The sequence below is a fragment of the Agromyces italicus DSM 16388 genome (assembly GCF_000421545.1).
GTDB classification, from domain to species: Bacteria; Actinomycetota; Actinomycetes; order Actinomycetales; family Microbacteriaceae; genus Agromyces; species Agromyces italicus.
The window spans coordinates 456,804-473,588 of sequence record NZ_ATXF01000006.1 but is presented as its reverse complement, the minus strand read 5'-3'; the positions used below and the strand labels follow the sequence as shown (position 1 = coordinate 473,588).

Below are 16,785 nucleotides of genomic sequence, written 5' to 3'. Positions count from 1 at the left end.
CGGCCCCAGACAACCAGCCCCATTCGAGAGGACCACCGACCGTGACGATCGCCCCGGAGCAATCCGCCTGGTTCGCCGAGACGTTCTCGCTCATCGCCGACAACGTCGAGCAGGCCGTGCTCGGCAAGCGGCACGTGGTCGAGCTCGTGCTCGCGACCGCCGTCAGCGGCGGCCACCTGCTGCTGGAGGACGCCCCCGGCACGGGAAAGACCGCACTCGCGCGGGCCATCGCGCAGACGATCCACGGCACGAGCTCGCGCATCCAGTTCACGCCCGACCTACTGCCCGGCGACGTCACCGGCATCACGGTCTTCGACCAGAAGGCCGGACGGTTCGAGTTCCACGCCGGGCCCGTCTTCGCCAACATCGTGCTCGCCGACGAGATCAACCGCGCCAGCCCCAAGACGCAGTCGGCGCTGCTCGAGGTCATGGAGGAGGGCAACGTCACGACCGACGGCGTCACGCGCCCGGTCGGCAACCCCTTCCTCGTGATCGCGACGCAGAACCCCATCGAGCAGGGCGGCACGTACCGCCTGCCCGAGGCGCAGCTCGACCGCTTCACCGTGAAGACCTCGATCGGGTACCCCGACGAGGCCTCGACGATGCGGATCCTGCAGGCGGTCGGTGCCCCGAAGCCGCAGCTCGAGGGCATCGTCGGCACCGACACCATCGTCGCGATGGCCGAACTGTCTCGCGGCGTGTACGTGAATCCGCTCGTCTCCGACTATGTCATGCGCCTCGTCGATGCGACGCGCCGTGCGACGGAGGTGCGCCTCGGCGTGAGCGTGCGCGGGGCGATCGCCCTCTCGCGACTCGCGATGACGTGGGCCGCGGCGGCGGGGCGCACGTACGCGACCCCCGACGACGTCCGCGAGCTGGCCGTCGCGGCCCTCGCGCACCGGCTCGTGCTCGAGCCCGAGGCGGAGTTCGACGGAGTCACGGCGGTCGCGATCGTCAACCAGATCCTCCTCGACGTGCCCGCTCCCCGGGAGAACGGGGTGGCGTGACCGGACCGACCGATCTCCTCACGAAGCCCGCGACCACCGACACGGTCACCTCGACCCGTGGCGCCACGGTCACGCGGCTCGCTCGCACGCGCCGCGGCCCGGTGGCCGAGGGCGCGGCCCGCCTTCGTCGCGCCACGCGCTCGGTGGGCGGCGCGTTCGCGCGCGCGGTGGGCTGGGTGCGGGAGACGGTCTCACCGGCGGGGATGCTCCTCGTCGGCCTCATGATCTCAGGCGCCGCCGCCGGCGCGGCATTCGGCTGGTTCGAGGGATGGGTGGTCGCCGCGATGGCGGGCGCGCTGCTCCTCGTGTGCGTGCCGTTCCTCCTCGGCGCGCACGACTACCGGGTGAAGCTCGAGCTCGACCGCGACCGGGTCGTCGCCGGGTCGGAGATCCGGGGCACGCTCGATCTCGTCAACGGCGGAGCCCGCCCGGCGCTGCCCGGCGTCGTCGACATCCCCGTGGGCGACGGGCTCGTCGAGGCCCACGTCCCGCTCCTCCGCGGCGGCGGGCACCACCGCGAGGAGCTCCTCATCGCCGCGCAGCGCCGCGGCATCATCGACGTCGGCCCGATGACGGTCTCGCGAGGCGACCCCCTCAGGGTGCTGCGTCGCGAGATGCGCTGGCCCGAGGTGCAGCGGGTGCACGTGCATCCCGTCACCGTGGCGTTGCCGCCGTCGAGCGCCGGGCTCATCCGCGACCTCGAGGGGGCGCCGTCGAATCAGCTCGTCGACGCCGATCTCTCGTTCCACGCGGTGCGCGAGTACGTCGCGGGCGATTCGCAGCGGCACATCCACTGGAAGTCGACCGCGCGCACCGGCCGGCTCATGGTCCGCCAGTACGAGGAGTCGCGCCACGCGCGCATCGCGGTGCTCCTCGACCTCGACCTCGACGGCTATTCGGGCGACGACGAGTTCGAGCAGGCGGTCAGCGCCGCCGCCTCGCTCGGCGTGCAGGGCGTTCGCGAGGGGCGCGACGTGCTCGTCGGCGTGAGCGCAGAACTCGACGCAGCCGACCGCGGGGCGGTGCAGTCGATGCGGGCGCTGCCGACCGTGACGTCGCGGGTGCTCCTCGACGGGATCTCGGGCCTCGAGGGCGCGTCCGCCGCCGGCGCGGGCGCCGGGGTGATCCGACTCGAGTCGGTCGCGGCCCTCGTCGCCCAGTCGTTCGGCGACCTCTCGATCGCCTACCTCGTCACCGGATCGCTCGTGCCCCTGCAGCGACTCCGTCGCGCGGCCGTCACGCTGCCGCCGGGCATCGCGGTCGTCGCCGTGCGGTGCGATCCCGGTGCGGAGCCCGCGGCCCGTCGCTCGAAGGAGCTCACCGTGCTCACGCTCGGCGAACTCGGCGACCTCGGGCAGCTCCTCGCGAGGGGGGCCCTCCGGTGAGCGCGCCCGTCACCCGCGGGCGCAGCGATGTCCCCGTCACCGAGATCGATCCGCTGCGTACCACGCTGGGCATCGGCTACGTCGTGGTCGCGGCGGCGCTCGCGACCGTGGCCGCCTGGCCCGTCCACGCCGCCCCCCGCATGATCCTGGTCGCCGCCGTCGGGCTCGTCGCCGGCGTCGGCCTCGCGCTCGTCACGCGGCTGCTGCGTCTGCGGGGGGCGCTCGCGGCGTTGTTCGTCGTCGGTGCGACCGCCGTCGTGTACGCCCTGCTCGTGGTGCCCGTCGCCGTTCCGGGTTCGGTCGGCGACGCCCCGACGTGGATGCGCGGCATCCGCGACGGCTTCGTCGGCGTGATCGTCGGCTGGAAGCAGCTGCTGACCCTCTCGCTCCCGCTGGGCGAGTACCAGGCCGTCCTCGTGCCGTTCTTCCTCGTGATGCTGGTCGGCACGCTCACCGCCGCGCTCCTCGTGGTGCCCGACCGGCGCAGCTCTCCGCTCGCGGTCGTCGTCGGCTTCGCGATGTCGGGGTTCGGTCTCGCCTTCGGTTCGAGTTCGCTGAGCGCATCGCTCGTCGTCGGCCCCCTCGTCGTGCCCGCTCCGCGCGAACTCGCCGTCGGCATCGGCGGGCTCGCGGCCGCGCTCGTCTGGCTGCTGCTGCGCTCGCGGTCCGCCCGCGCGCTCGCGCTGCGACGCGCGACCGCGGGCACCGTGCAGCGCGCCGGCCTGTCGGGCTGGCCCGCGCTGCGCCGACGCGGGCTCGCGGCGGTGCTCGTCGCGATCGCGCTCGTCGTGGGTGCGGTCGTCACCCCGGCGGCCGCCCAGTTCGCGGACCGCGGGGCGTTGCGCGACCGCATCGAGCCCGCCGTCGTCCTCAGACAGACGCCCACTCCGCTCGCGAGCTTCCGGGCGGCGTTCGAGGCCGACCGGATCGACGAGCCCTGGCTGGTGCTCGATGGCGACTCCGGTGGCGTCGACCGCCTCCGTCTGGCGACCCTCGACACCTACGACGGCGAGACCTTCCACGTCGCGGCCTCGCGGGGCGACGCGACGTCGGGCCGATTCAGCCGGCTTCCGCGCGCCGCCGTGCGGATGCCGGGCGACGTCGTCTTCGGGCTCACCGTCGACGACGGCTACGCCGGCGTCTGGGTGCCCGCCCCGCTCGGGCTCCGTGCGGCCCCCGAATTCGACGGCCCTCGTCGAGCGGCGCTCGCCGACGGCTTCCACCGCGCCGCGGACGGCGCGACCTCCATCGACATCGCCGCGGTGCCGGATGCCTCGGCGTCGGCGTCGGCCGCCGAGCGGGGTCTGCTGCCGGGCGATGCGTATTCGCTCGTCTCGGCACCCGATGCGCCGGCCGCGCTCGGCGAGCCGGGCTCGGCCGCCCGACTCGACCTCGACGAGTACCCGGCACTCGCGGAGTGGCTCGAGATGCAGGAGCAGCCCGGCACCGCGGCCGGCTTCACCGAACTCGTCGAACGCCTGCGAAGCCGCGGGTATCTCAGCCATTCCGCCGTCGACGGGCCGGATGCCGCCGAGTGGATCACCCGCCTCGGCGCCGGGTACACCTTCCTTCCGAGCTATTCGGGGCACTCGGCGGCACGAATCGAAGCCCTCTTCACCCAGCTCGTCGACCAGCAGCGACTGGCCGGGCCCGAGGCATCCGACGCCGCGCTCGTCGCCGCCGTCGGTGACGACGAGCAGTTCGCGACCGCTGTCGCGCTGCTCGCGCGTGCGCTCGGCTACGAGTCGCGCGTGGTGCTCGGCTTCCGGCTCGCGGGCGCTGAGGAGGTGTCGGGCGCCGTCGCGTGCACCGAGGTCTGCACGGGCGGCGCGTTGACGGTGTGGACCGAGGTGGCGGGCGAGCACGGCGCATGGACGCCGATCGAGGTGACGCCCCAGCACGAAGTCGCGCCGAGCCTGATCAAGGAGGGCGAGCAGCTTCCCGAGCACCCGACGACGCCCGACCGCGCCGACACAGCGACCGTCGACCCGCCCGCGGCGCAGAGCGAGTCGAGCGACACCGCGGCGACGTCGCCGGACGAGGCGGACCTCGGCCTCGTCTCGCTGTTCACGATTCTCAAGTGGATCGGACTCGGCGCCGCAGCACTGCTGTTGCTGCTGCTGCCGTTCATCGCGCTGATCGTGGCGAAGGGCGCGCGCTCGCGCCGCCGTCGGCACGACCCGGTGCCCGAACTGCGTATCGTCGGAGCATGGGACGAACTCATCGACCTGTACGCCGACCACGACGTGCCTTTCGGGTCGAGCGCGGATCGCGCGGCGATCGCACGGGCCTCCGGCCGCCGGGCGGCCGTCGAACTCGCCGCGAGGGTCGACGGCGCAGTGTTCGCCGGTGACCCGCCCGGCGCCGCCGACGCCGACGCGGCCTGGGCGATCGTCGACGCCGAACGCGCCGAACTGCGTGCCCGGTCCCGAGCCCGCCGCCGGTTCGCGGCGATGCTCTCCCTCGCCTCCCTGACCCGCCCCCTCCGCCCAGCTCGCGCACCATTCGAGGAGCCCGCACGATGACCCCAGTCGACTCCCAGCAGCTCATCGCCGCCACGTTCATGACGGTCGGTTTCTCGCTCCTCATCGGCATCGGGCTGTACGTCTGGTACGCGGCGATGCTCGCGAAGGTCTTCGCGCGCTTCGGCCAGCCCGCGTGGTCGGCCTGGGTGCCGGTGTACAACGAGATGCAGCTCTTCAAGATCGGCCGGCAGCAGCCCTGGCTCGCATTGCTGATGTACCTGCCGCTCGTGCAGATCGTCGGCCTCGTGTTCAAGGTGTTCGCACTGCACCGCATCAGCACGCAGAGCTGGCGGGGCGTCGGCACCACGGTGCTCGGCGTGCTGCTGCCGCCGGTCTGGGCGACGGTGCTCGCGACGGGCCCCTCGCCCGACCCCGAGCTCGGTCGCATGCCGATGCGGGCATCAGGCACCGGCGAGATCCCGCCGGTCGCGCCCGGATTCCCGGGCGGGCCGTTGGCCGCGCCGCCGGTCGCCGCCGCGCCGCAGCCCGCGCCGCTCATCGCGCCGTTCGTCACCGCCGCACCGGTTGCGCCGCCGGTCGCGACCCCGCCGGCCGCGACGCCGTCTGCAGCGCCCGCGACCCCGCCGGTGCACATGTCGGCGGCCGCGCAGGCCTGGGCGTCTCCGCTGAACGACGCGCCCGACGCGCCCGTGCCCCCCGCGCCCGCCGTGCCGGCGGCGCCTCCTGCAGGGCCGGCCGATTCGGTCTCATCGCTCTTCGCCCCGCCGAGCGCCCAGCCGCCGGTGGCACCGACCGCCGGCCACGAGGTCGCGGCACCGCGAGTCCCCGGGCGGATCGAACCGCTCCCGCCGCTCCCTCCCGCGCCCGCCGCGCCCGTGCCGCAGGCCGGCGGCGCGGCGGCCGCCTACGCCGCACTCGCCGCCCCCCGTGAAACACCGCCGGCCACGGCCGCGGTGCCGAACCCCGGGCTCGACGCATTCGAACCGGCGGACGCCCCGACCATCGTCACCGGCGAAGGCGATGACGACGCGTTCGACCGCACCGTCGTCGTCCAACGGCGTCCGCTCGTGCGCTGGCGGCTCGTGCTCGACGACGGCAGCGTCCTCGAGCTCGATGCGCCCGTCGTCGTGCTCGGCCGCAATCCGCGTGCCGCCCTCACGGGCGAGCAGCGACTCGTCGTGCCCGACCTGAGTCGTACCCTCTCGAAGACGCACGCGGTGCTGCGCCTCGACGGCGAGCAGTGGAGCGTCACCGACCTCGATTCGACGAACGGGGTCATGGTGCCCGACGCGGGCGGTGTCGACCGCCTGATCGACCCGGGCGTGCCCACGCCGGTCGCAGATCGGCTGGTGCTCGGCACCCTCGCCGTCGCGCTCGAGCGCGACGGTCAGCAGGGGGCTCCACGCTGATGCCGGAACACCGCGTGAAGCTCGCCGCGGCCGCCGCGAGCGACGTCGGGCTCGTCCGGCGCACCAACGAGGACGCCGCCCTCGCGGAGTGGCCGGTCTACCTCGTCGCCGACGGCATGGGCGGGTACGAGGCGGGCGACCGAGCCAGTGCTGCGGTCGTCGAGGCGTTCCGCGAGCACGTCGTCGGCCGCCCGGTCGCGACGCTCGTCGGCGTGCGCGAGGCCCTCGCCGGCGCGAGTGGGCGCGTCGCCGAGGTCGCGGCCGGAACCGATCGGGGGGCCGGCAGCACGGTCGCCGGGGTCGCGCTGGTCGAGGACGAGGGCGAGCCCGCCTGGCTCATCTTCAACGTGGGCGACTCGCGGGTCTACCGGCACCACGGCACCGAGCTCGAGCAGCTCACGGTCGACCATTCACTCGGTCAGGAGCTCGTCGACGGCGGCTCGATGCGCGCCGAGGATCTCGCGACCTTCGAACGCCGCAACGTCATCACGCGGGCGATCGGCGCTCCCGACAGCACCGCCGACAGCTGGCTGCTGCCCGTCGTGAACGGCGAGCGGCTGCTGATCTGCAGCGACGGCCTCACCTCCGAGGTGAGCGACGAGGGCATCAGAGCGACGCTCACGATGAGCGGCCGCCCCGAGTCGGCCGCTGCGGCGCTCGTGCAGCGGGCGCGCCAGGCGGGCGGGCGCGACAACATCACGGTCGTGGTCGTCGACGTCCTCGCCGGCGGTCTCGACGAGCATGCGGATGCCACGACCGGCGCTCCCCGGAGGGCGCCCGACGAGGGCGGCTCGCCCGAGGCCGACGATGAGACGACGATCCCCGTGCGGAGGCGTTCGTGAACGACGATCCCGCCCGTGCGATGCTCGACGACCTCGAGTACGCCGACCTCCATGACGAAGCCACCGTGGTCGTCTCGCGGACGGACGACGAGACCGTGGTCGTCGACCGCACCGTCGTGCGCGCCGACGCCGCCGCCGATGCGACCGTGGTCGTGCCGCGGTCGTCCGGACCAGACGAGGCCACGGTCGTCGTCGATCGGGCCGACGCGTCGAAACCCCGCCTCACGCATCAGGGTGCGTCCGTCATGCGCGCACCGACCCGTCGCGATCGTCGCCGGCCGGCACCCGCACCCGTCTCCGAGGAGGTGCTGCGCACCGCAGAACCCGGTGCCGGCCCCGGAGTGCTCGACCGCTACGAGGCGCGGGCGCCCGAGGCATCCCCGCTGCCGTCGCCCCCTCGATTCGCGGCCGGGCCGCCGCCGACCCGCGACACGACGGAGGCGCTGCCCTCGGTCGCGCGCCGCTCGCGCCGCACGGCGATCGTGTCGATCGGCGTGTTCGCGGGCGCGTGCCTCATCAGCGTCGGCGGGCTCGTCGCCCTCGTGGTGACGGCGCTCGGCGAGCTGTTCGGCTGACGAGCCCCGCGCGGCTCACGCCGGTTCGACGGCCCCCACCGGCTCGACGTCGATCTGCGAGGGAAGCCCGAGGAACTCGGTGACCTCGGCGAGTCGTTCGTCGAGCGAGCGGCGTTCGGCGCGCGAGAACTCGCGCCACGGCACCACCCTGAGGGTGACGCACGCGCCCTGCACGACGGGGGCCCACCGGCCCACCATGGTGCCCCCGACGAGCATCGCATGCAGCGGGAACTCGGGAATGACCGGGGTGGCCACGCCCGGCGGCTGAAGGTAGGCGCGCGGCATCGCGTACCCCATCACGTACTCGTCGTAGCCCTGGAGCAGGTCGACGCGTGCGGGGTCGTCGTCGACCACCGCGCGCTCGCCGCTGCGCGACGTCCAGGCGGCCGTGACGGCGGCGTCGTGCCAGAGTTCGGATTCGTCGGGGTCGTCGAGCTGCTCGATGCGACCGGCCGTGCGAGCGGATGCCTCGACGAGCGCCGCACGGAGGTCGCCGAGCGTGAATCCGGACCAGGTCGCCAGGTCGCGCGTCGTCGCCGGCCCGCGGCTGAGCAGTGCGCGTTCGGCGAGCTCGGCGAGCGCCTCCTCCCTGGCGCGCGGCGGGGCCGCGGGCACCCGCTCGTCGAAGGCCGCGTAGCTGCGTTGCCGGCCGGCGCTCGCACCGGAGATCGCGACGAGTTCGAGCTCCGCGAGGAGCAGCACGAACATCAGCCCATCCCTCGGGAGACCCGCATCCACGAGCGCCTCGCCGAGCCGGCCCCGGGTGCGGTGGCCGCCCGCGAGTTCGCGGGCGACGACGTCGACGGCCCTGCGGCCGGCCTCACCATCCCAACCGGCCCTGCGGATGGTCCCCGCCATCTGCTGCCGCACCCGCGGCGCCGACAGCTCGAGCAGCCATCGGGCGTCGGCCGGCGTCACGAAGTGCCAGGTGGGTCGCAGCACGTGCGTGCGGAGGATCGCGCCGTCGTCGATGCGGGCGGCAACAGCGGCCGCGTCGGGTCGCGCCGGTAGGCGCTGGGCGAGTCCCCACTGGGCGGGGAGGTACTCCTGCGACTGCACGGCGAGCGCCCTCGCCACGACGGCGTCGGGCGTCTCGGGCAGCGCCGACCACGTGGCATCCGAGCCGCCCTGAACCGTGCCGCGCAGGCCCTGCGCGAACAGCCGGCGCGAGCGCAGCTCGGCGGCGTCCACCTACGAGACGTCCCTTCGCCAGGTCGTCGCCCCGCCGATCGCGGTGGTCGCGAGGGCGATCGCGAGCAGCACGAGCCCGCCCTGCCACCAGTCGAGCGCCTCGGTGCCGCCGAAGGAGGCGACCGTGTAGAACGACGCCCCGACGAGGGCGTCGCTGGCCGCGCCCGGCAGGTACCGGCCCACCGCGGCGGTGACGTCGTTGAGCGACGCGGCGAACCGCAGGATCGGTTCGAGGAACTGGGTGAACGCGATCACGATCACGACCGCGGCGACCTGGTTCGTCACGAGCACGCCGAGTCCGACGCCGATGCCGCCCCAGAGCGCCATCGCGAGGATGCCGCGGCCGATGAGCGCCCAGGTGTCGCTCGAGTCGAGTCCGGTCTCGAGGCCGAAGCCCGAGAGGGCGGCCGCTGCCGAGCCGACCGACACCGCGTAGCCGATCACGCCGAGCACGGCACCCGCGATGAACTGCGAGACGAGCTTGGCCGACAGCACGACGGTGCGGTGCGGGTCGGCGAGGAACGTGGGCGTGAGGGTCTTGTGCCGGAACTCGCTCGTGACCGCGAGCGCCCCGAGGAGCAGCGGGAACACGTAGCCGATGCTCGAGGCGAAGCTGTAGAGCAGCGGTGCGAGCTCGACGTCGGCCGGCAGCGGCGTGCCGCCCGATGGCGCCGCGGCGTCGGGGTTCGCGGCGAGCCAGCTGAACAGCGCACCGAGGCCGCCCGCCATGAACGCGACGTAGGCGGCGAGCAGGATCGCGAGCAGCCACCACATGCGGGTGGTCAGGAGCTTCTGGAATTCGGCGCCGAGTGCGCGGAAGAAGGTCATCGCGCGCCCTCCTCGTCGGATGGTGCTTCGTCGACGGGCGGGGCTTCGCCGGGTTCATCGCCGGGTTCTTCGCCCACGAGCGAGAGGAACGACTCCTCGAGGCCCGACTTCAGGCGGTGCAGGGCGCTCAGCTCGACCCCGCCGACGAACGCCGCGTGGCCGACCCGCGCCGGGTCGGGCTCATCGACGATGAAACCGCTGCGGCCCGCGTCGTACTCGAGGCCGGCGTCGTCGAGAGCGGTCGCGAGTGCCGCCCGGTCGGGCGAGTCGACGATCGTGCGCGGCGCCGAGTCGAGCTCGAGGCTCGCGAGCGTGCCGCGCTTCACGAGACGCCCGCGCGAGATGATGACGACCTCGTCGACCGATTGCTGGACCTCGCTGAGCAGGTGGGAGGAGACCAGCACCGTGCGGCCCTCGCGGGCGAGGGTCTGCAGGAACACGCGGATCCAGCGGATGCCCTCGGGGTCGAGGCCGTTGATCGGTTCGTCGAGGACGAAGACGCCGGGATCGCCGAGCAGCGTGTAGGCGAGGGCGAGGCGCTGGCGCATGCCGAGCGAATACCCGCCCACGCGGCGGTCGGCGAACTCGGCGAGGCCGACCTGCTCGAGCACCACCGGGACGCGCGCCGACGGGAGGCCGGCGGCGGTGGCGTACACCCGCAGGTGGTTGCGCGCGGTGCGCCCGGGGTGGAAGTTCGCGTCGAGCGCCGCGCCGACGGTCTCGAGCGGGCGCGGCAGCGCGCGGTACGGCGTGCCGCCGAAGGTCGCGGTGCCGCTCGACGCGTGCACGAGCCCGAGCAGCACGCGCAGGGTCGTCGTCTTGCCTGCGCCGTTCGGCCCGAGGAACCCGGTGACCCTTCCGGGTTCGACCGTGAAGCTGAGATCGTCGACGGCCGTGACCGCGCCGAAGTGCTTGCTGAGCCCCGTGATCTCGATGGGGATGCCGTCGGCCATGCGCGCTCCTCACATCGGGGGCCGTCGTGAGCCGCAGTCGGGCCGCGCCCCCGCACGACCCGAGGCGGCCGGGCCGCCTCACGCTCACCCTAGCGAGCGGGGCGGGCCCGTGGCATCCATCACGCGGGGGATTCGCAGATCAGCGCAGAAGTCTCGCATCGAGCCCATCGCCCCGCGAGGCGATTCGCCTGCATGGCCATCCCGGTCGGCGACCCGGTTCTCCCGGACAGTATTTCTCTCGGGGCTATGCCAGTTCCGCCTCATCCGTTCTCGAGATGAGGCGGAACTGGCATAGCCCGAAGGGAAGCCGTCATGCCATCGTCGCCGACCGGCCGCCTGCTTCTCGAGCGTCTCGCGCGGGGTCGCCGAGACGAGGTGAGGCGAGTCGATGTGCGTCGAGATCGGATTCAGTTGAGCGGGCGGATGCCGTCGGGGAGCACTCCGCCGGCGTAGAGCTCGGCGGCGAGGTCCTGCAGGGCGCCGAGCGCGATGCGCTGAGTCGTCGGACCGTACGAGACGCGTGCGACCCCGAGGTCTTCGAGCCGGCCGGGCGCGGGCACGCCGGGCAGGCCGATGAGGTTCACCCGCTGCCGGCCGATGCCGTCGACGAGCTCGGCGACCTCGGTCTCGCCGAAGGCGCCGGGAACGAACACGCTCGTCGCCCCCGAGGCGAGGTAGGCGCGGCCGCGCTCGATGGCGTCGGCGATCCACTCCCCTCGGGGGCGGTCGTGGCCGCGCAGCCACGCATCGGTGCGGGCGTTGAGGGCGAACGGCACCCCTTCGGCCTCGGCCGCGGCGACGGCCGCCTCGACCGCGGCCACCGACTCGGCGAGCGGCTTCAGCTGGTCTTCGAGGTTCGCGCCCGCGATGCCCTCGCCGATCGCGCGGCGGATCGTCTAGCCCGGGTCGCCGTAGCCGGCCTCGAGGTCGGCCGAGACGGGAACGTCGACGGCGCGCGCGATCCGGCCCGCCATGTCGAGCATGAGCTCGACGGGGATCTGCTCGCCGTCGTCGTAGCCGAAGGTCGCGGCGATCGAGTGGCTGGCGGTGGCGATCGCCCGAGTCTCGGGCAGGGCGGCGACGGCGCGCGCGCTCACGACGTCCCACACGTTCACCACCTGGAGGAGTTCGGGGGCGGTGTGCAGGCGGCGGAGTTCGGCAGCGGTTTCGACGAGGGTCATAGTTTCCACACTATGGGAGATCGCTTCCGATTCGGAGCGTAACGCGGATGAACGGGCCACTGCGGTGCTCAGTGCGGGGCGTGGTACCCGGCATCACCGCGACGCCAGTAGCCCTTGATCACGGCGCGCTCGGCGTCGAGACCCCAGCGGGCGAGCAGCTCGCGTCCCGGCTTCACGATCGCCTGCTCGGCGGCGACGAACGCGAAGACGTCGCCCGCGGGGCGCTCGTCGCCGGTCAGGGCGCCGAGCCGGGCGGCGAGTGCCGCGGCGGGCGCCGTTGCGTCGCGCCGGAGCCACTCGATGCGCACGCCTTCGGGCGTCTCGAGTTCGTACTCGGTGCCCGCCCCGCTCGCCTCGATGACGACGAGCCCGCGCGCACCACGCGGCATCCCGCCGATGTGGCGACGGATCGCGGGCAGCGCAGTCTCGTCACCCGCCAGAAGCCACCCCTCGGGCTCGCCCTCGATGACGAGCGAGCCGCGCGGACCGCCGACGCCGACCGAGTCGCCGATCGCGGCGTCGACGGCCCAGCGCCCCGCGATGCCCTCGTCACCGTGCACGAGGAACTCGAGGTCGAGCGTGCCGGCCGCGGCGTCCCACGCGAGCGGCGTGTACTCGCGGCTCGGTGCGGCGCGCAGCTCGTCGACGGAGAGTGCCGCGGCGTCGGCGCCCGGGAAGAACACCCGGATGTGGTCGTCTGCGCCCGGCGAGTCGAAGCCGCGGAGCGCCTCGCCCTCGAGCCGGACGCGCACGTAGTCGGCGGCGAGGAAGCGCCGCTCGGCGAGCCGGGCGGCCCGGAAGACGAGCTCTTTCGGGCGGCGGGCGAGAGAGAAGGCGGTCATCGGGTCTCGATTCTGGTCGGTTCGGATGCGGTCGGTTCGGATCTGGACGGGTCGGATCCGGTCGGTACGGGTACGGGCCGGTAGTACACCGCGAGGCGCTGGCCGGCGTGCTCGACGACGTCGACGGGGGTGTCGAACACGCGCGAGAGCACCTCGGGCCGCATGATCTCGTCCGGCGTGCCCGAGGCGACGATCTCGCCGTCGGCGAGGGCGATGATGCGGTCGGCGTACACCGAGGCGAAGTTCACGTCGTGCACGACGAGCACGATCGTCTTGCCGAGCACGTCGGCCGCGTCGCGCAACTGCTGCATCATGCGTGCGGCGTGCCGCATGTCGAGGTTCGACAGGGGCTCGTCGAGCAGCAGCACCTCGGTGTCCTGCGCGAGCACCATCGCGACGAAGGCGCGCTGGCGCTGCCCGCCCGAGAGCTCGTCGAGGAAGCGGTGCTCGAGGTGCGCGAGATCGAGGAATGCGACGGCCTCGTCGATCGCCTCGTGATCGGATGCCGCGAGCCGGCCCTGCGAGTGGGGGAACCGCCCGAACGCGACGAGCTGGCGCACGGTGAGGCGGGCGACGAAGTGGTTCTCCTGCTTGAGGATCGACACGACCTTCGCGAGCTCGCGCGGCTTCGCCGTCGCGACATCGAGCCCGCCGACCCGCACGGCGCCCGCGTCGGCGCCGAGCAGCCGCCCGATGATCGTGAGCATCGTCGACTTGCCGGCGCCGTTCGGACCGACGAGCGCGGTGATGCCGCCGTGGGCGATCTCGAGGTCGACCGGCCCGAGGGCGCGGGTCGAGCCGTAGCCCTTGGCCACGGCGTCGAGGGTGATCATGGGCGCGGGGGGAGTGGTGCTCATCTGAGCCCCTTTCGCAGGATGACGATGAGGAAGGCGAGGCCGCCGACGAACTCGATGACGACCGTGACGAGGCCGGCCGCGTAGAACACGTGCTGCAGCACGAAGTACGCGCCCGTGAGCGAGGCGAGCCCGATGAGCACGGCGAGCGGCAGCACCGCGCCGTGGTGGTCGGCGCGCACGAACTGGTACGTCAGCGTCGCCACGAGGAACCCGAAGAAGGTCATCGGCCCGATCATCGTCGTCGAGATCGCGATGAGCGCGGCGACGACGACGAGGAGGCCGACGACCTCGCGACGGTATGCGACGCCGAGGTTCACCGCGGTGTCGCGCCCGAGCGCGAGCACGTCGAGCACCCTGCGCCGGCGCCACACGACGACCGCGATCAGCGCGACGAGGAGCGCCGCCCACGGCAGCACCTCGGGGTTCGCGTTGCCGATCGAGCCGTGCAGCCGCGAGGCGAGCACGTCGAACTCGCTCGGCGTGAGCAGGCGCTGCATGAAGGTCGACACCGAGCCGAAGCCCACCCCGAGCACCACGCCGACGAGCAGCAGTACGTGCAGGTTCTGCCGCCGGCCCGAGAACAGCCAGCCGTACAGCAGGGTGGCGAAGAGCATCATCGCGACGCTCTGCACGACGATCTTGCCCGGGCCCTCGACCTGCGTCGCAGCCATGCCGAACACGAACACGAGCGCGGTCTGCATGAGCGCGTAGAGCGCGTCGAAGCCGAGGATCGACGGGGTCAGGATGCGATTGCCCGTCGCCGTGTGGAACAGCACGGTCGCCATCGCCTGGCAGATCGCGACGAGCGCGATCGTCGCGACGGCGACCGCCCGCGACTCGACGATGATCCAGAAGCCCGGCAGCCCGAACGGCACGGGGTTGTCGACGAGGAGGATGCCGGCGATGAAGGCGAGCGCCGCGGCGCCCGCGATGATCGCCCCGAGATGGCGCCGCGTGCGGGTCGCCGCACGGGGCATCCGGCCCGCTCGGCTCATGATCTCAACCACGCGGCCTCCGCAGGAGGAGGGCGATGAACACGGCGCTGCCGACGACACCGAGCACCATCGACACCGGGATCTCGAACGGCATGCGGATCGTGCGGCCGATGAGGTCGCACACGGTGACGAGGGCGACGCCGCCCACGCACACCCACGGCAGGTTGCCGCGGAGGTCGTCGCCGCGGATCATCGAGACGACGTTCGGCACGACGAGCCCGAGGAAGGGCAGGAACCCGACGACGACGGTCGTGACGCCCGTGGCGATCGCGACGAGCGAGGTGCCGACGACGAGCACGGCCTCATAGCGCACGCCGACGGTCGTGGCGACGTCCCTGCCGAGGCCCGCGACGGTGAGACGATCGGCGACGAGGAAGATCAGGAAGGTCACGATCGCGACCACCCAGAGCACCTCGTAGCGGCCGCGCACCACGCTCGTGAAGCTGCCCATGAACCAGGTGCCGAGCATCTGCAGCGAGTTCGTTGATGCCGCGAGGTAGGTGGTGAACGCGCTCACCACGGCACCGAGCATGATGCCGATGAGCGGCACCACGAGGGTCGTGCGGATCGCGACGCGGCGGAGGATCGCGAGGAAGGCGAGCGTGCCGACGAAGGCGGCGAGGCTCGCGGCGACCATCTGGGTCTCGAGGCCGGCGCCGGGGAAGAGCAGCACCGTGAGGAGGAGGCCGAGCGCAGCCCACTCGGTCGTGCCCGCGGTCGTCGCGTCGACGAAGCGGTTCTGCGTGAGCATCTGCATGACCAGGCCGCTGACCGCGATCGCGCAGCCCGCGAGCATCAGGGCGATCGTGCGCGGCACGCGGGTGATGGCGAACATCTCGGCACCGCCGTCGGCGCCGACGACGTCGTAGACGCCGACGAAGAGGGAGAGCGTGAGGAGGCCGAGGGTGGCGAGGATCGCCAGGGGGAGTGCGGCGCGGCGCGCGCGCCCGAGGCGCGCACCCGGTCGGGTGCGCGCCTCGGGCCTCTCGGCGGATGCCACGGACTGCTGCGACACGCGAGGACTACGCCGCGTCGGAGAAGGCCTTCGCGAGCTGCTCGTAGAGGGCCGTGTACGACTGGATGTCCTCGGTGAGGTAGAAGGCGGGGTCGACGTAGAGCACCTGGCCCTCCTTCACGGCGGTGACGTTCGCGAGCGCCTCCGAGCCCTCGATGAGCTCTTCCGCTGCCACGTAGCCCTCGGCGTCGGTCATCGCGCCCTCGCGGTCCATCACGACGATCCAGTCGGGGTTCGCCGCGGCGATCGCCTCGACGCTGATGTCGTCGCCGTGCGAGGTGTCGTCTGCCGCCTGCTCGATCGCCGGGGTGAGGCCCGCGGTCGGGTAGAGCACGCCGAGGCTGCGGCCGGTCACGGGGGCGATGTACGAGATCTCGCCACCCGAGGTGAGCAGGGTCGCGACGGTCGAGGTGCCGTCGTAGGCGTCTGCGGCTGCGGCGGTCGCGTCGTCGAAGGCGGCGATCAGCTCGGCGGCCTCGTCCTCCCGGTCGAAGATCTGGCCGAGGATCTCGATCTCACGGGTGAGCTCGGCGTTCGGGTCCTCGCCCTCGCGCGGGGCGATCTCGATGACGGCGGCGTCGGGGTTCCGCTGCACGATCTGGTCGTACGACTCGGCGAAGCGGTAACCGCCGATGACGAGCTCGGGCTGCGCGGCGACGATCGACTCGAGGTTCGGCTCGAAGTGGGCGCCCACGTCGAGCACGGCCTCGTCGCCCGTGTACTCGGGCCAGATGTCGGTGCCCATGATCTGCTTCGGCGCGGCCGCGAGCGGGACGTCCCAGGCCGAGAGCGTCTCGAAGACGTGGTTGTCGAGCGCGACCACCCGCTCGGGGTTCACCGGCACCTCGATCTCGCCGTGGTTGTCGACGATCGTGACCGTGCCGCTCGCGGCGGCGGCCTCGGGTTCGGCCTCGGCGGAGCTCGCGCAGCCGGCGAGTCCGAGGGCGGCGATCGTGAGGAGACCGGCGGTGGCGGTCAGCGCCGAACGGCGTCTGGGCATGGTGAACACTCGCTTTCCAGGGAGGGAGGAGGGCCGCGGCCGTGCGGCGGCTTAGGGAATCCTAAGCAAGGTAAGGCTAACCTTAAGTGGCCGCGAATGACCAACTGAGTGTTCCTCGCTCCCGGCGGGTCGAGGAGGAGGAGCGCAGCGACGGCTCGAAACCTGCCCGCCCAGGAGCATTCCGGCATGGGGGACACGTCGGCCGAGTCATCCGCGGGC

General features: G+C 73.0%; 14 protein-coding genes and 1 pseudogene. 6 read left to right on the top strand and 9 right to left on the bottom strand.

Annotated features, from left to right (window positions below; all coding sequences use genetic code 11):
• Positions 1-41 precede the first annotated feature (41 nt).
• The 6 genes from H516_RS0110225 to H516_RS0110200 are packed head-to-tail and all read left to right on the top strand — an operon-like array spanning position 42 to position 7,704.
• On the top strand, positions 42-1,007 hold the full coding sequence (locus H516_RS0110225; RefSeq protein WP_022889625.1) for an AAA family ATPase: 966 nt from the start codon (positions 42-44) through the stop codon (positions 1,005-1,007).
• On the top strand, positions 1,004-2,392 hold the full coding sequence (locus tag H516_RS19570; protein ID WP_022889624.1) for a DUF58 domain-containing protein: 1,389 nt from the start codon (positions 1,004-1,006) through the stop codon (positions 2,390-2,392). Before H516_RS0110225 ends, H516_RS19570 begins: the two co-directional genes overlap by 4 nt.
• The gene (locus H516_RS19565) at positions 2,389-4,917 is read left to right on the top strand and encodes a transglutaminase domain-containing protein (RefSeq protein WP_022889623.1); all 2,529 of its coding nucleotides are present in this window, start codon (positions 2,389-2,391) and stop codon (positions 4,915-4,917) included. Before H516_RS19570 ends, H516_RS19565 begins: the two co-directional genes overlap by 4 nt.
• Positions 4,914-6,287, top strand: a complete 1,374-nt coding sequence (locus tag H516_RS0110210) for a DUF5684 domain-containing protein (protein WP_022889622.1) — start codon at positions 4,914-4,916, stop codon at positions 6,285-6,287. Before H516_RS19565 ends, H516_RS0110210 begins: the two co-directional genes overlap by 4 nt.
• Entirely contained in the window at positions 6,287-7,129 is an 843-nt protein-coding gene (locus H516_RS0110205; protein ID WP_022889621.1) for a PP2C family protein-serine/threonine phosphatase, read from the top strand. The genes H516_RS0110210 and H516_RS0110205 overlap by 1 nt, the downstream gene beginning before the upstream one ends.
• On the top strand, positions 7,126-7,704 hold the full coding sequence (locus H516_RS0110200; protein WP_022889620.1) for a hypothetical protein: 579 nt from the start codon (positions 7,126-7,128) through the stop codon (positions 7,702-7,704). The genes H516_RS0110205 and H516_RS0110200 overlap by 4 nt, the downstream gene beginning before the upstream one ends.
• A 15-nt stretch (positions 7,705-7,719) precedes the next feature.
• Here the strand turns inward: H516_RS0110200 and H516_RS19560 are convergent, their stop codons facing one another.
• From H516_RS19560 to H516_RS0110155, 9 genes and pseudogenes are all read right to left on the bottom strand, one after another.
• Positions 7,720-8,895 (bottom strand): winged helix DNA-binding domain-containing protein, encoded by a 1,176-nt coding sequence (locus H516_RS19560; RefSeq protein WP_022889619.1) that lies wholly within the window; start codon positions 8,893-8,895, stop codon positions 7,720-7,722.
• Positions 8,896-9,723, bottom strand: coding sequence for an ABC transporter permease (locus H516_RS0110190; protein WP_022889618.1), 828 nt, complete (start codon positions 9,721-9,723; stop codon positions 8,896-8,898).
• Entirely contained in the window at positions 9,720-10,676 is a 957-nt protein-coding gene (locus tag H516_RS19555) for an ABC transporter ATP-binding protein (RefSeq protein ID WP_022889617.1), read from the bottom strand. The genes H516_RS0110190 and H516_RS19555 overlap by 4 nt, the downstream gene beginning before the upstream one ends.
• Before the next feature lie 407 nt (positions 10,677-11,083).
• Positions 11,084-11,857, bottom strand: a pseudogene (locus H516_RS20950) (isocitrate lyase/PEP mutase family protein).
• Positions 11,858-11,925: 68 nt separating this feature from the next.
• Positions 11,926-12,699, bottom strand: a complete 774-nt coding sequence (locus H516_RS0110175; RefSeq protein WP_022889616.1) for a siderophore-interacting protein — start codon at positions 12,697-12,699, stop codon at positions 11,926-11,928.
• Positions 12,696-13,532 carry an iron ABC transporter ATP-binding protein gene (locus tag H516_RS19545; RefSeq protein ID WP_022889615.1) on the bottom strand — a complete coding sequence of 279 codons (837 nt, stop codon included), beginning with the start codon at positions 13,530-13,532 and terminating at the stop codon, positions 12,696-12,698. Before H516_RS19545 ends, H516_RS0110175 begins: the two co-directional genes overlap by 4 nt.
• A 20-nt stretch (positions 13,533-13,552) precedes the next feature.
• Complete coding sequence (locus H516_RS0110165; RefSeq protein WP_051138762.1) at positions 13,553-14,551, bottom strand: iron chelate uptake ABC transporter family permease subunit; 999 nt, start codon at positions 14,549-14,551, stop codon at positions 13,553-13,555.
• A gap of 4 nt (positions 14,552-14,555) precedes the next feature.
• The gene (locus H516_RS0110160; RefSeq protein WP_022889613.1) at positions 14,556-15,566 is read right to left on the bottom strand and encodes an ABC transporter permease; all 1,011 of its coding nucleotides are present in this window, start codon (positions 15,564-15,566) and stop codon (positions 14,556-14,558) included.
• 7 nt (positions 15,567-15,573) lie between these two features.
• A complete protein-coding gene (locus H516_RS0110155; RefSeq protein WP_033197091.1) occupies positions 15,574-16,566 on the bottom strand; it encodes a siderophore ABC transporter substrate-binding protein in 993 nt (330 codons plus the stop codon).
• Positions 16,567-16,785: the final 219 nt, after the last annotated feature.